Origin of the sequence: Pontibacter korlensis (assembly GCF_000973725.1) — a bacterium.
Lineage (GTDB): Bacteria > Bacteroidota > Bacteroidia > Cytophagales > Hymenobacteraceae > Pontibacter > Pontibacter korlensis.
Genome location: NZ_CP009621.1, coordinates 3,214,894 through 3,229,258 on the forward strand (window position 1 = coordinate 3,214,894; position 14,365 = coordinate 3,229,258).

Here is a 14,365-nt window from a genome sequence, read left to right on the forward strand (position 1 = left end):
AAATTTGCTCTTTTTATTTAAGGTTAAAGCATAGATTTTATGCGAAAGAGACGTTTACCCTGTATTATCTGTTAATCGCCCACGTATATCTTATGTTTACACAACAACATGTTGTTATAATTACGTATATTGAAGTATGGAAACATTGATAATAGGTTTGGTACTGGCATCATACGGAGTAGCTTACTTCGTCTACCACTGCTATGGCAAAGAGAAGCCAAAGCGTAAGCGCTCTGATCATTATTGATAGGTTGTGGGGGTATTTTTACTTTAGGTAAGTACTGTTAGAAGGTATTTTCTTACAGTTAGCTACTTTTGTGCCTGATTGATAAATAGGTGGTTAGATTTTTTGATGTCTTTACAGAAGCTGTTATTAGACAATATTTTATCGAAGCTACTGTTTACAGTTCCGCAGTAGTCCTATCAGTAGCTAGTGTTTCTAAGCCAGTATGTGATCTATCTTGGTAAAGATTAAGAAAAGGGAAGGGATGAGATGTTTAACAAGGTGCAGCAGGCTTTTTTAATAGACATTATCACGATTTCTCAGACCTTGCCAGAATGTAAGAAAGATTATTTTAAGGTCAAGAAGAATTGACCAATTTTCCAGATACCACAGGTCTGCCTGAATTCGGTTGAGCATAGAAACAGTTTCTTTCGTCTCTCCCCTGAAACCATTCACTTGTGCCCAACCCGTAATACCAGGTGTCAGAAAATGTCGAACCATATAATTATTAATTACTTGGGAATAATCTTGAGTATGTTTGAGCATATGTGGTCGAGGACCAACCACTGACATATCTCCTAAAAAGACATTAATAAACTGCGGTAGTTCATCAATGCTTGTTTTTCTTATATATCTGCCAACTCGAGTTATTCTTGCATCATACCTGCTTGCCTGTAAAGTGTCGCTATCAGTGTTTACTGTCATGCTCCTAAATTTAAGACAGTAGAAAGGTTTGTTGTTTTTTCCTGACCGGAGCTGCTTGAAAAAAACAGGTCCTTCGGAGTCAAGTTTTATAATTACCGCAAGCACCGGAATAAGCCAACTTAAGAGGAGCATGATAACCAATAATGAAAAAAAGATATCGAATACTCTTTTCAGTATTTCATTTGCCTTATTCTCTAGCGGCTCCTGTCGTGGCTTTAGAACGGGTACAGCTCCAAACAGCTCCACCATAAAATTATGGTGGATTGTACCCCTAACGTCTGGTACCAACCTAAAGCGTATCATGTGCCTGTCAGCCTCCTGCATCAGAATCTCTATTTTCTCGCTTTCTCCGCTAGGCAAGGCACAATAAATCTCACTAATGTTGTTTGCACATGCATAGTTTATACATTCTTCAACTTTGCCAAGGTATCTGATGTGTGAAGGAATTTTAGAATTGCTTTCTTCAAAGACTCCCGCTACTATAATGTTTAGCTGTGGGTTTGAAATTATGTAATTGTAGAGATCTTTTCCTACAGTTCCTGCTCCTACTATGATAATCTTATTGGTATCAAGCCAAAAAATTCTTCTATGCCTCCTTAGTAGAAGGAAAGAAAATCTCCAAGTTAGTACAAGGGCTGGGAAAGCTGCAAAGTAATAAATAAAGGGAGTTGGTGGAACATAAATATGAGGTAATATAAATTTTATAACAATGGATAAACTAATGAACAAGCATAGAGAAGCAACATTTGCAGACATGATGGGAACAGCTTCTCGTCGTAATAAGTTATTATAAATTTGAAAAACATTAGCGCTATAAAACCAGCAGAAGTTTAACAATACGATTGTTAGTCTATAGTCGTACACATCTACCCAGGCAAAGTTTACATTTGCAAGTAAAAAGGATACATAGAGGGTACTATTTAAGAGAGTGTAGTCAACAACGACATTTATCCACTTAAATATTGTAGAATACTTATGTGTCATGGTTTGAATATTCTTGTTATAAGTATAATTTAACTTATATTATGTCGTTTAAGAATGGCTAATCCTACTTATAAATTTATATCTTTGAAATAGTTTGAGGGTGATGATGTAGGGGTGTCGTTATAGACAAATATACGGAAGAGTATTTAGTATAATTCGTATTTATTTTTATATTTAGTGAATATTTGTAAAATAAGTGTGGGTGGATTAATAAGCTGTTCCAACGCCATTAAAATCTTACACAGTGATAAGATTAGGTTATAATTGATTACGAGTTGATTTTTTACAGCCTAATCTTACCAATGCAAATCTTGAATTTTTAGATTTATATCTTATTGTTAAGGAAATCAAGAAGCTACTTACACAACTAAACCTCCTTTTTTGCATGTAATTGTAAAGCTGGTATGATAAGCATTATAGGTACAGGAGAGAGGGTCATTGACATTATTCGATAAGCTACTACTCTGAAGGTTTCAAAGTGTAGTTCTTTACCTACCTCATTTATGAGTAATGAGGCAATAAACATAGATATATAGAGGCCTAATGTTAATTTCGTAATACTTATGTTCATGAAGTACATATGTATAACAAGTAAACTTGTTCCACAATATGCTATGCCATAACTTAATGTAATAAGCCTACTCCCAACTTTTGTAAGATTAGCATATGCATGTTCAGTTGAACTATATAGAACAGCAGGTAAGTCGAACAATTTAATAACAAAATAGATAGATGACGCTATGGCTTGTTTTATGGCGTGCTCTTTCAATCCAACCAAAAGCCAGAAAGCAACTAACACTGTAAGAAGAAACCATTTGATAATTTTACTCTCCTTATTGTTTAGCTGAGGAAGTGTTGCTGACATAATTATCTATTGAAGAAAACCATTTTACCCAAATCATCCACATAATAAAGATAAAGGAGTAGACAACAATAGTATAAGTATATCTATGATTAAACTCCAGAGTATGTGAACTATAGAGAGAATTAAGAGCCAAGGTTGTAACACGGATAATATTCAGTAAATTAACAAATAATATACCAAATATAATGTATACGAGCTTTTTTGATGGTGGACCTGGAAATGCGACAATAAATCCTGCAAATAGAGCCATCAAGACCATGCCATTGCATGAATCACCAATATAAACCAGTTCTGTGCCGTCAATCAATACTACTGAATTCTTTGTTTCAGCTGCATAGCCAATCAAGCCCAAAAGCAAAGCACTTCCATCAGCAACTTTCAAAGACAGCCAATTATCGAATTGGCTCAGCCAAATGTCGTACAGACAAAACCAACCTAGCCATAGGCCCACTGCAGACAAAAGAAACCTGACAACTTTTTTATTTTCTTTCATATGGTATGTTTTATTAGAACAGCTTAGAGTTATTAATCTAATCCGTAAAACTTTAATCCATAGGTTCAGACATATTCTTCCTCTTACGGTAAACTATTAATTTCTTAAGGCCATAAGCAGCACCAGAAGCAAGTAAAACACTGGCTCCACCATCGATGGGTACAGAAGTTTTAGGCTTGGGGCCCAGGCCATTTTTTCCATCATCATTAAAAGGTGGGTTACCATTGGGATTTTTTGTTGGGCCTTTTCCAGCTAATGTGGTAAAGATGTTGAGCAGCAATATAGCTCCAACTATAAATATTGATTTGTTAAGTGAATTTTTCATGGTTGATCGAATTAAAATTTGAAGTGAAACAGATTACAATAGTAGCTTCTGGCTCTTTTAATAAATTAGCTTGAAGTCAGAGTAGAAGCTTGTTGTTTTTTAATTCTGAGCTTCAACTGTTTTCCGCCAGGAGTGTAAATATGTATTAACAACAAAAACAGAAACACCAAAACAGTTTATTTATATTCTACGTTTAAATATAAATAAAGTATTCATTGTTTAAATAAATATAAATAAAGTAAAATTCGTAGTGTATGTATTTTGCCGTTGTTGTAACAATTATTTATGTCTGTTCAATTATTTGTTTAAATCTATTTTGGTAGGTATTGTTAATTATTGAATCTTTTCAAATTTTTTCAAGGCTATATTATAAACAACTAATATCATTAAAGCAGTTTATATAAGATAATCTTGAGTTTTTATTTTCTTTAAAATTACATATTTCTAAATCAAATGTTGAAGAGGAGGGCACTTGTAAAATCTGCTACACCAATGATTCGTACTAATTAATAATTGGAAAATTTAAATATTATTTCATCCCCTATTCTTTAAAGTATGATATTAAGAACAGTTGCTATTTTTTCTTTGATAATGTTGGGAGCTTGTTCTCAAAGAAACTTGGTATATCTGAGTGATTTAAAGGAACAAAATAATTCTCTTGATAGCCTAATTGATAGAAAAGATCCAGTTATTCAAGTGGATGATCGTTTAGGTATAACAGTTAACAGTTTGAGTCCTGAACATAACGCGGTTTTTAGTAATGGTTTAGTACAGACAGGAGGACAAACTATCAATGCTACTGCATCTACTATGAGTGAGGGGTATGTAGTTGATAAAAACGGGGCTGTAAACTTTCTTGTATTAGGAAAAATTCAACTTGCAGGATTAACTAAAGAAGAAGCTACAAATAAATTAACAGGTATTCTGAAAGACTATATAAAAGAACCTGTTGTTAGCATCAGGTATCTAAATTTCAAAGTAACAGTATTAGGGGAAGTCAATAACCCTTCAACATTTGCTGTTCCTACAGAAAAAGTGAATATCATGGAAGCATTAGGGTATGCGGGTGACATGACAATTTTTGGGAAAAGAGAGAACGTGTTAGTAATTAGGGAGGTAGATGGCGTTAGGAGTGTGGGTAGAATGAATCTCAACAGTAAAGATATTTTTGACTCTCCTTACTATTATCTACAGCAAAATGATATTGTTTATGTGGAGCCAGTCAAAGCAAAAGCTGCACAGTCAAACATGACCAGAACAAATGTCTCATTTATACTTTCTGTAGTTTCTGTTTTGGCTCTTGTAGGTTCAAGAATACTATAACACAAAAATGCATTATGGATAAAGAACTGTTTCCATTAAGTTCTGAAAGGGCTGGTGAAAAAGATATAAGAAGAATTCTGCTTAATTATCTTCGATACTGGTATTTATTCCTGATTGGAGCTGCGCTAGGCTTGTGTGGTGCTTTTTTGTATTTAAGGTACTATACAATACCAAAATATTCTGTGTATAGTACTGTGCTTATCAAAGATGATAAAAGTGACTCTCATCTATCAAATGAAAGTGCTTTTAGTGATTTAGAGATTTTTCAAGCTACCAAAAACATAAATAATGAGATTGAGGTGCTCCAATCTGAAAGTTTGATGAAAAGAGTGGCAAGTGAGTTGTCTCTATTTATCGGTTATTATATAGAGGGACGGGTAAATGATATAGAAATTTATGGTTCAGAAGTTCCCATTAAAGTTTTGGTAAATGATTTAGCCCCCCCAGCTTATCGTAAATCTTTTGTTATACATATTAAATCTGATAGTACATACAATTTAGATGATAATGAGGGCAAAATGTATACTTATAAGTTTGGGCAGCAGATCCAAAAGCCGTACGGTGTCTTTACTGTGGTGCCAGATTCTGGTCTGACAGCTTCTAGTAAATCGATAGGAAGTAAACTAACAGTTAAGTTTAAAAATGTTCAGCAACTAGCAGAACATTATAGCCAGGCAATACAAATTGGTCCAGTAAACAAAAGTGCTAGTGTTCTATGGGTAGGATTAACTGATCCTATTCCGGAAAAAGCAAAGGATATTGTAAACAAATTGATTGAGGTCTATAATAAGGAAGCGATAGAAGATAAAAATTTAATAGCTTCTTATACAATAGACTTCATAGATGAGAGATTAAGATATCTTACTTCTGAATTATCTGGTGTAGAGAAAGATGTGGAACAGTATAAACGCCAGCATGAATTAACAGATGTTAATATACAAGCCTCTAACTACTTAAACATTGCAAGTGGATATAATAAGCAGTTATCAGACTGGGCTATACAGATTGAAATTTTAGAATCAATTGAAAGCTACCTGAATAAAGATGAAAACCAGTACAAAATGGTTCCAAGTACTCTTAGTATCCAAGATGTAACTTTGATGGGCTTGATTGCGAGGTTTAATGAATTACAACTGGACAGGGAACGTATGCTACGTACCGCACAGCCTAAAAGTCCCATCATTAAAAACTTAAATGAACAACTTGCTAATATCAGAAGTAGTATTCTGGAAAATTTACGAAACATCAAGAAGGGCTTACTCATAACAAGTAATAATTTGAGGGCGAACTCTGATGAGTTTGAGTCTAAAATCAAAAAGGTTCCTTCTATGGAGCGAGAGTTGCTGGAAATAAGCCGACAACAGGCTATCAAACAGAACCTTTATCTTTACCTTTTGCAAAAGCGGGAGGAAACAGCTTTATCATTAGCTGCTACGGTGTCTAGCCTACGTGTTATAGATCCTGCTAAGGGTGGTAATGTGCCTGTTTCTCCTAATAAATCTACTATTTATTTAATGTCTCTGCTGTTAGGGATTTGTTTGCCTTTTGCAGGTATCTTCATCAAAGATTTGTTGGATGACAAAGTACAAACTCAACAGGATGTACAGCATTTAACCATTGCGCCTGTTCTAGGAGAGTTGCCTCATAATAATTATGATACAGTTGTTGTAACAAAAGGTAACCGTACGCCAATTGTAGAAATGTTTCGGCATATTAGGGCAAAGCTCCACTTCGCTGCTGTAGACAAAGAAAATAAAGTTATCCTAATTACTTCGAGTATGAGTGGGGAAGGTAAAACCTTTTTTGCAATAAATTTAGCGGCAAGTTTGGTGCTAACAGGTAAAAAGGTCTTGCTCATAGATTTAGATCTCAGAAAGTCAACCTTATCAGATGAATTAGGTTTATCAGAAGAAGGGATAGGTGTTAGTGATTATCTTGTCTCAAACAATGTTCCTATACATGAAATAATCAGGTCTTCAGCAAAAGTTACTGATTTGTTCGTTATAAGTTCTGGCCCTACACCACCTGACCCTACGGAGCTCATGATGTCAACAAAGCTTGCTGATCTGATATTAGAGTTAAAGTCAAGCTTTGATTTCATTATCATAGATACGGCACCTGTTGGTCAGGTCGCTGATGCACTAAGTATAAGTTCTGTAATTGATTCTACTATTTATATAGTACGATATAACTATACAAAGAAAAGGCAGATAGAAATAGTAGATGAGATTTATAGAAATAAGACTTTATGTCATCCAATGATTGTGCTAAATGACTCTAAACATGTAAGCTCTTATGGTTACGGGTATGGATACTGTTATTCTAAAGAGGAAAAAAAAGATCTTTCTAAAAAACTTATATGACTTTAGTTATATAAGTTTTGGTATTCCATTTCCTTAAATCTTTAGTAGCTATGAAACAGCTACTTTGAAAGGTATATATTAAAATCCGCATTCTATGGTAGAGGCTAATTTTACTCTCATCAAGTACGAAATTTTTCTGAAGTAATTACTATCAATCATAAATACTGAAGTGACGCTATAATGGTATGTTTTAATGTAATAAGGATCCGCTGAATTACATGTTTAGGCACACCAGTCATGAAACACTTCCAACGTTAGTGTTAAAGTTTGTACTTTACTTCATTATGATTAAAATACAATTGTTATATGTAGTTGCATAGCTTTAATTGAACAAAAATGAGCTTAAGAAATAACATTAGCAAAATAAAAATGCCCTTGTCTTATACACAAATAAGGCACGTGAGTCGCAGTATTCAACAATGGATTTCTAAAATTCAAGTAGGAGTTGTAGGCGGCTATCATGGGGGGAATTTAGGCGATATGGCTTTGGGAGAAGCTGTTAAAAGTGTTCTTTCTTCACAGGGCATCGATTCTGGGCTTCAGACTATTTATAACCTTCAAAAGTGGCCCAAAGCACCTTTTGCTATTGTTGGTGGCGGAGCAGTAGGCTACGCAGATTCTTTAAGTCATGTAGCAGAACGGTATAAGGGCAAATATAATAAAGTAGGTTTACTTGGTGTTGATTTTAATGAGGAAAGCTACCCATCCAGTTGTGTTAATTTGGTTCGTAACGCGGCTTTTGTTAGCTGTAGAAGTAAAGAGCAAGCAGAAAGGCTTATAAAATTAACTGGAAGAAAACAAGTTCTTCATCACCCAGATATAGCATTTTCTTTATTAAGAGAGTTTTGTTTAGAACAACGTGAAAATATTGGAAGAACCAAAAGCAAAAAGCTGTTACTAATCAACGTGCTGCCACTGTATGGCCAAATTATAAATGGTCAAATTTTCCCCTCTGGAAAATTCAAAAATGAACGACCTGAACTACATGTAGGATTTCAAACAATGCAAAATTCCTATAAAGTTATAATTAGTTCCATAGTAAATAAAGCTCTTAAAGAGGGTTATGCTGTGGAAACAATTCCATTTACGCCACAAGACAAAGAGTTTGGGGAAATATTGTTAGAGGATCTGCCAGTAAAACATAATGAATACCATCCAGATCCTCTTAAAATGTTAAATAAAATAGCAACTGCTGATTGGGTTATAGCTACAAGGCTTCATGCTACCATTTTTGCCTTGAAGGCAGGGGTCCAGTTAACCCCCATAGCATATGCAACTAAAAATGAACTAATGCTTCAGGAGCTTGGGATAAAAAGGCAAATGTTTCTGTCAACTACTGATCTTGCAAACGGTTGTACACAAGTTCCAGAACCAATTAGAGTTGATTCAGAAGTTATTAGCGCTTGTGAAAGGAGTAGTCATACAGCTATAAATGAATGCATAGCGTCTCTCATGTTAAGTGGTGTAGAGGTGTCTCAAGTCAAGTAAACTTAAAGACTCCTCTGAGATTAAGCTATATATTTCTTTATCAAAAAATATGATTTTCATATTTTCATTTATATGATTTTCATATTTTCATTTTTTAAGCTTTTAAATGAGAGAATTAGCCAAAGCATTTTCTACCAATCCTAAATATGGAAAAGTACTCGAGTGGGGGAGACTTTTAACTGTTACAGGATCTGCACAGACAATCGTTCAGGTTACGGGTTTTATAAGTGGGTTACTTGTTATAAGACTCTTACCTACTTATGAATATGCTATGTATACCTTGGCTAATACTATGTTAGGGACTATGACCATATTAGCTGATGGTGGTATATCAACAGGAGTAATGGCGCAGGGTGGAAAAGTTTGGCAAGATCGTGAAAAGCTAGGTGTTGTGCTGTCCACTGGTTTATATCTTAGAAAAAAATTTGCTATCTGTAGTTTGCTGATTGCTATTCCTATCCTCTTTTTTCTGCTTCATCGGCACAATGCAAGTTTGCTAATGTCAGTATTACTCATTGTGTCTCTTATCCCTGCTTTTTTTTCAGCACTTTCTGGTACTTTGCTTCAAATAGTGCCTAAGCTGCAACAGGATGTTGTTTCATTACAAAAGAATCAGATTGGCGCCAACATTGGACGATTAGCTATGCTCCTGCTTACTTTATTCGCTTTTCCCTGGGCCTTTGTTGCTGTACTCTCATCTGGTCTTCCTCAGATATGGGCTAACATACGGTTGCGGGAAATATCTGCAAGATACGCCGATAGGAGCCAAAAGCCTGATGCTGATGTACAGAAAGAGATTCTTTCTAAAGTTAAGTTGATTCTTCCAGGAGCTATATATTATTGTGTTTCAGGCCAAATCACTATATGGCTTATTTCGATTTTTGGATCTACTGAAGCCATAGCACAAGTTGGTGCTCTGGGACGACTTACTATAGTTTTGAATATTGTAGGGACAGTGTTAGGGACTTTGCTCGTGCCTCGCTTTGCCCGTCTCTCGGAAAACTTAAGACTAATTTATACGCGGTTTTTCCAGATAATTTTGTTTCTCTTTATCATGAGCTTTTTCATACTAAGCATTGTTTGGCTGTTTCCTGAGCAAATTCTTTCTGTTTTAGGAAGTAACTATACTAATCTAACAGACGAGATTTTACTTATAGTAACAGGGAGTTGTTTAGCACTTATCAGCGGTACTATTCATAATTTAAATGCAGCAAGAGGAATAATTCCTTCTCCGTATATTTTTATTCCTACTATTATAGTGATACAAATTCTAGTACTCAATTCGATAGACTTAAGCCTTGTCACGCATGTATTATGGTTTTCAATTATAACTTTTTCATTTACATGTCTTTTTAGAACTGTTTATTTTGTTTTTTGGATTCGAAATAAGACTTTATAAAGAACATAAGATTATGAACAAAAGTGAAAGAAAGACATCTGTGATAATTCTTTTTCGTTTGCGTGATTGGATACATCGTATCAGATTATTTACCCGGATAGTATACTATCAGTCTTTAGGTGCGAAAATTGGGAAAGAAGTAAAACTTGGGCATGTGTTCATGCCAGTACCGGAACAGGTAATAATTGGGGACGGATGTGAAATTGAAGATCATGTTCGCTTAAGGGCAGGAGGAAACTGGAAGTCAGCTTCTATTGTAATTGATAAGGATTCTTTTATTGGACACTCTACTCAGATAAATGTAAGAGGTCCTTTCAAAATCGGCAGCAAGTGTTTAATTGCTCCTATGTGTGTCTTTAGCGATGCTCATCATACTTTTATAGATATAAATATTCCAATAAAAAATCAAAAATGTCTCTCCTCATCTATAGAAGTAGAAGATGATGTTTGGATTGGAACAGGATGTACAGTCTTAAGAGGAGTAACCATACATACTGGTGCAGTAATAGCAGCAGGAGCAGTTGTAACAGAAAGTGTTCCTCCTTATGAGATATGGGGGGGTATACCAGCAAGAAAACTTAAGTCACGCAAGTAATAAACCTTTTATACATGAAAATTCTTACAACTCTTGCTGAGAATGATTACTTCATGGGTGTTGCCGCGCTGGTAAACTCAGTAGTAAAGCATGGAACATATGTTGATCGTGTTATTATCGGCTACCGAGGACAATTACCAAATTGGCTTCCCAAACTCGTCAACTCGAAGCATGGAAAGTCCTGTACTCTTAAAAGCGGTTTAGAGTTAGAGTTAGTACTTCTTGACTCAGACCTTCATATGGTTCATGAAAAACCAAAGTGGTTTAAGCACTTGGCTCGGGTGATAGAGCCAGATGCAAATGAATATTTCTTTTTTGATTCTGATATCGTTGTCATTAATAGAATGTCTTTTTTTGGAGATTGGGTTAAAGAAGGAGTAGCCTTATGTGAGGATGTAAACTTTGATATGAGCTCAAATCACCCAGTAAGACAACAATGGATAAAACTTGCTGAAGAGGATGGTATCGAAATCAAGAGAATAATAGAACGCTATTATAACAGTGGGTTTCTTGGTTGGAGCAATAAAACAATAGATTTTATAGATGATTGGGAGCGTTGTTTTAGAACACTCTCAAGAAAAAGTGGTGACATGAAAAAGTTCAGAGTACATGATCGGACAAACACGGTGTTAAGTGCTAATCAGGATTCACTCAATTTAGCTGCAATGACAACGAGTGCTCCACTTTCGACAATAGGCCCTGATGCAATGGGGTTCAAAAATGGGATTCATTTAATGTCTCATCCTATAGGACCTAAACCTTGGAGGAGAAAGTTCTTTAAAGAATATGTTAGAGGTTCTCCTCCAAGAAATTCAGATGTATTATTTTGGGAATATGTTAATGGGACAGAATTTCAACCTATATCTAGTTCTATCACAAAACGAAAACAACTTTTGTGTAAAGTGCTTCGGGGCGGAGCAAGATTTTATAAAAGCAATTCACTTTCTTAAATGTAATCAAGAAATATAGTTATTAAGTAAGCTCGTTTTTTCTTAATATCTAGTAGAATTAATTCTTTATATATGATTGTTTATTCTCTGAAATATTATAAGTGATTTTGGTATTGACTTTAAACTGGTTTATTTTATCTGATACAGCGGTTGTTAAAAACTTTATTATTCAACCACATCAATTTTTTTATCACTCACTAAAATAATGATGTAACAAATATAAATTAATTGTTAATAATAGGATTTGTATTTATTTTAGTCAAATTAATTCTTTGTTTATAAATAAAAATATTATAGTCAGTTTTTCTGAGCTAATTGTTTTCTGTATTAAATGCTCTACTAACATGAAGTTCTTTTTTGTCAATAGTGATATGTCCCTTCTTGCTGATAAGAGTTCAACTATTCTCCAAAGAGTTAGAGAAGAGCTTTTAAATATTGAAACAGTTCAAGAGGTATCATCCCCTGATTTAGCTGATGCCATAGTTATACAAGAGAAAAGCTCCTATAAAGATTTTAGGTATATTTTTGAACTGCTGAAGGATCCTCTGATTTCGAAATATAGGAATAAAATATTTACCATCAACCGTGACGACTGTGCTACTGGATTGTTACGTGGTTTATACACAAGTATACCAAAATCAAGATTTAATGCTAGCTTTCATGTAGCTGTTCCGTTTATGGTCTTCCCCAATAATTCGGTTTTCTTAGAAAAGCATGAAAATATATTTCCAACATATCTTGCTAGTTGGAGAGGTAATATAAGATCTAATAAAATTAGAAGGCAAATTATTGATTTATTTCAGTATAAACAGGATTTCTGTATAGAAACAACAGAAAGCTGGATGAATCATAAGCAAGATGAAAAAGAGTATTACATACATTTGATTCTGAATGCTAAGTTTTCTCTCTGTCCAGCAGGTTGGGCCCCCGTAAGCTTTAGGATTTATGAAAGCATGGCTCTAAGTAGATGCCCTGTTATTTTGGCTGATGGTTTTATGCCACCTTCTGGGCCAAATTGGAATGAATTCGCTTTATTTTTTCCCCAAAAACAGGTAACTGAACTTCATTCTTATCTTCTTCGACACGAGCAATTACATGATCAACTAGGAAAACAAGCTTTTATAGCCTGGAAGAGCTTTTTTTGTCCTGAGGTCATCGGAAAATATTACGCCGAATCACTTATGACACTTATTAGAGACACACCAGCTACTTCTAATGAGAATGAAGTAAAAAGATGGAGGTCCTTTAGCCTTTATTGGAGCAATAATTGGACTATCCCTCAAAGGTTCTTACATAAAGCAAGAAAGCTAACAAAGTTTAGCTAATTCAGCTTTTTACTTTAGTCTTTATTTTGATAAAACAAGATTAAGTTACCATGAGATGACTTAGTAAAGCTCTTTCTTGGATCTAAATGAATAGTTAAATCTATTATTTCAATGAAATGAGAATTGTTTTTTTATGTGGTTCATTAGAAATAGGCAAAGATGGGGTAAGTGATTACATTAGATGCCTTTCAACAGAACTTATCAAGCAGGGAAACGCAGTTAGTGCTGTAGCATTGAATGATAGGTTTATAACAGAGAAAATTGTTGAAACTCAAAATAATGATTATATAAGTTTTTCTGTACTTCGAATTCCATCAAAAACATCTGCCAGCAGAAAATCATTATGGGCAAAAAAGTGGGTTGAGGAATTCGCTCCAAATTGGGTGAGTCTTCAGTTTGTGCCCTATGCTTATAATATTAAAGGGTTACCTTTTGGATTAGCTAAGTTATTAAGTTCGTTGAGTGGCCCATTTAAGTGGCACATAATGTTCCATGAGTTGTGGATTGAGGAAAGAAGACCGCTGTCAACAATGATAGTTTCACATTTGCAGCAGCTTATCATTCGTCATTGTGTGCATAAATTAAAGCCTTCCTTAGTTCATGTTTCAATACCTTTCAATAAACAGCGCTTAAGCAGAATTGGTGTACAGGCTGCTGTGCTTAGACTTTTTGGAAACATATTAAAGCGTTCGCCGAATGCTCTTCCAGTACCCTTCAATAACTTACCACCTACTACAAAGAAAATACTGTACTTTGGAACAGCACCCCGGGGAGAATTTTTAGAGCAAGTAGTTAGTGAACTTGTTAACTTTTGTATTAAAGTCCCGTCACCTATAAGTATAGTCCTCGTTTGTGGCTATACTCCTATGAAAGATGCTTTCGTCCAGAAGTTAACAGAGACCCTTTCTGGCTATGGAATTCTAATAGTGGATTGTGGCTTTGTTGAATCAGATGTTCTAAGTTCATTACTGACTGAATGTACTGTTGGAATAGCTAGATCTGAAATTCGCTATTTGGGTAAAAGTGGTTCTGCCATTGCAATGCTTGAGCACGGATTACCTATATGGGTTCCAAAATGGAAAAGTGAACATGCATTAGACTATGATTTTAGGGATAGGCTGATATTTAGAGATTTAATTTCAGCAATTAAATGTACTGAAAGACCTGAGTATTTTTCACTTCTTCCTGAGGTAGCGCAACAGTTTATAAACCATATTAACCATAATTTTAATGACACAGCACGTTTTTACCCTACTCTGTCAACGAGATCTTCCGATGGCTTTCATTACTCTTCCCAGAATACTACGATTTCTTCAACCTGAGCAAC

At 34.8% G+C, this 14,365-nt stretch carries 12 protein-coding genes; 8 read left to right on the forward strand and 4 right to left on the reverse strand.

Going from position 1 to position 14,365, the window contains the following annotated elements; translation table 11 throughout:
- Window positions 1-520 precede the first annotated feature (520 nt).
- The 4 genes from PKOR_RS13770 to PKOR_RS13785 form a co-directional block, all read right to left on the reverse strand.
- On the reverse strand, window positions 521-1,912 hold the full coding sequence (locus tag PKOR_RS13770; protein WP_046311483.1) for an undecaprenyl-phosphate glucose phosphotransferase: 1,392 nt from the start codon (window positions 1,910-1,912) through the stop codon (window positions 521-523).
- A 367-nt stretch (window positions 1,913-2,279) separates the two neighbouring features.
- Entirely contained in the window at window positions 2,280-2,777 is a 498-nt protein-coding gene (locus tag PKOR_RS13775; RefSeq protein ID WP_046311485.1) for an XrtX-associated membrane protein, read from the reverse strand.
- On the reverse strand, window positions 2,746-3,270 hold the full coding sequence (xrtX, locus tag PKOR_RS13780) for an exosortase X (RefSeq protein WP_046311486.1): 525 nt from the start codon (window positions 3,268-3,270) through the stop codon (window positions 2,746-2,748). The genes PKOR_RS13775 and xrtX overlap by 32 nt, the downstream gene beginning before the upstream one ends.
- Before the next feature lie 52 nt (window positions 3,271-3,322).
- Entirely contained in the window at window positions 3,323-3,595 is a 273-nt protein-coding gene (locus tag PKOR_RS13785) for a PID-CTERM protein-sorting domain-containing protein (RefSeq protein WP_046311487.1), read from the reverse strand.
- Between the two features lie 555 nt (window positions 3,596-4,150).
- Here PKOR_RS13785 and PKOR_RS13790 point away from each other — a divergent pair.
- The 8 genes from PKOR_RS13790 to PKOR_RS13825 all read left to right on the forward strand — a co-directional run bounded on the left by PKOR_RS13790 (window position 4,151) and on the right by PKOR_RS13825 (window position 14,360).
- Window positions 4,151-4,918 (forward strand): polysaccharide biosynthesis/export family protein, encoded by a 768-nt coding sequence (locus tag PKOR_RS13790; protein WP_046311488.1) that lies wholly within the window; start codon window positions 4,151-4,153, stop codon window positions 4,916-4,918.
- 14 nt (window positions 4,919-4,932) lie between these two features.
- Window positions 4,933-7,281, forward strand: coding sequence for a GumC family protein (locus PKOR_RS13795; protein WP_046311489.1), 2,349 nt, complete (start codon window positions 4,933-4,935; stop codon window positions 7,279-7,281).
- 336 nt (window positions 7,282-7,617) lie between these two features.
- A complete protein-coding gene (locus PKOR_RS13800) occupies window positions 7,618-8,769 on the forward strand; it encodes a polysaccharide pyruvyl transferase family protein (protein WP_046311490.1) in 1,152 nt (383 codons plus the stop codon).
- A 106-nt stretch (window positions 8,770-8,875) separates the two neighbouring features.
- Window positions 8,876-10,168: an MATE family efflux transporter gene (locus PKOR_RS13805; RefSeq protein WP_046311491.1), complete on the forward strand. Its 1,293-nt coding sequence runs from the start codon at window positions 8,876-8,878 to the stop codon at window positions 10,166-10,168.
- 13 nt (window positions 10,169-10,181) lie between these two features.
- A complete protein-coding gene (locus PKOR_RS25935) occupies window positions 10,182-10,763 on the forward strand; it encodes an acyltransferase (RefSeq protein ID WP_275451604.1) in 582 nt (193 codons plus the stop codon).
- Between the two features lie 14 nt (window positions 10,764-10,777).
- Window positions 10,778-11,713: a hypothetical protein gene (locus PKOR_RS13815; RefSeq protein WP_046311492.1), complete on the forward strand. Its 936-nt coding sequence runs from the start codon at window positions 10,778-10,780 to the stop codon at window positions 11,711-11,713.
- Window positions 11,714-12,057: 344 nt separating this feature from the next.
- Window positions 12,058-13,038 (forward strand): exostosin domain-containing protein, encoded by a 981-nt coding sequence (locus PKOR_RS13820; protein WP_046311493.1) that lies wholly within the window; start codon window positions 12,058-12,060, stop codon window positions 13,036-13,038.
- 116 nt (window positions 13,039-13,154) lie between these two features.
- Window positions 13,155-14,360, forward strand: a complete 1,206-nt coding sequence (locus PKOR_RS13825; protein ID WP_046311494.1) for a glycosyltransferase — start codon at window positions 13,155-13,157, stop codon at window positions 14,358-14,360.
- Window positions 14,361-14,365 lie beyond the last annotated feature (5 nt).

Excerpts from the sequence above, each read along its gene's own strand:
- PKOR_RS13775 (WP_046311485.1), bottom strand. The coding sequence starts at position 2,777 with ATGTCAGCAACACTTCCTCAGCTAAACAATAAGGAGAGTAAAATTATC.
- PKOR_RS13770 (WP_046311483.1), bottom strand. The coding sequence starts at position 1,912 with ATGACACATAAGTATTCTACAATATTTAAGTGGATAAATGTCGTTGTT.
- PKOR_RS13790 (WP_046311488.1), top strand. The coding sequence starts at position 4,151 with ATGATATTAAGAACAGTTGCTATTTTTTCTTTGATAATGTTGGGAGCT.
- PKOR_RS13805 (WP_046311491.1), top strand. The coding sequence starts at position 8,876 with ATGAGAGAATTAGCCAAAGCATTTTCTACCAATCCTAAATATGGAAAA.
- PKOR_RS13800 (WP_046311490.1), top strand. The coding sequence starts at position 7,618 with ATGAGCTTAAGAAATAACATTAGCAAAATAAAAATGCCCTTGTCTTAT.
- PKOR_RS13795 (WP_046311489.1), top strand. The coding sequence starts at position 4,933 with ATGGATAAAGAACTGTTTCCATTAAGTTCTGAAAGGGCTGGTGAAAAA.
- xrtX (WP_046311486.1), bottom strand. The coding sequence starts at position 3,270 with ATGAAAGAAAATAAAAAAGTTGTCAGGTTTCTTTTGTCTGCAGTGGGC.
- PKOR_RS13825 (WP_046311494.1), top strand. The coding sequence starts at position 13,155 with ATGAGAATTGTTTTTTTATGTGGTTCATTAGAAATAGGCAAAGATGGG.
- PKOR_RS25935 (WP_275451604.1), top strand. The coding sequence starts at position 10,182 with ATGAACAAAAGTGAAAGAAAGACATCTGTGATAATTCTTTTTCGTTTG.
- PKOR_RS13785 (WP_046311487.1), bottom strand. The coding sequence starts at position 3,595 with ATGAAAAATTCACTTAACAAATCAATATTTATAGTTGGAGCTATATTG.
- PKOR_RS13815 (WP_046311492.1), top strand. The coding sequence starts at position 10,778 with ATGAAAATTCTTACAACTCTTGCTGAGAATGATTACTTCATGGGTGTT.
- PKOR_RS13820 (WP_046311493.1), top strand. The coding sequence starts at position 12,058 with ATGAAGTTCTTTTTTGTCAATAGTGATATGTCCCTTCTTGCTGATAAG.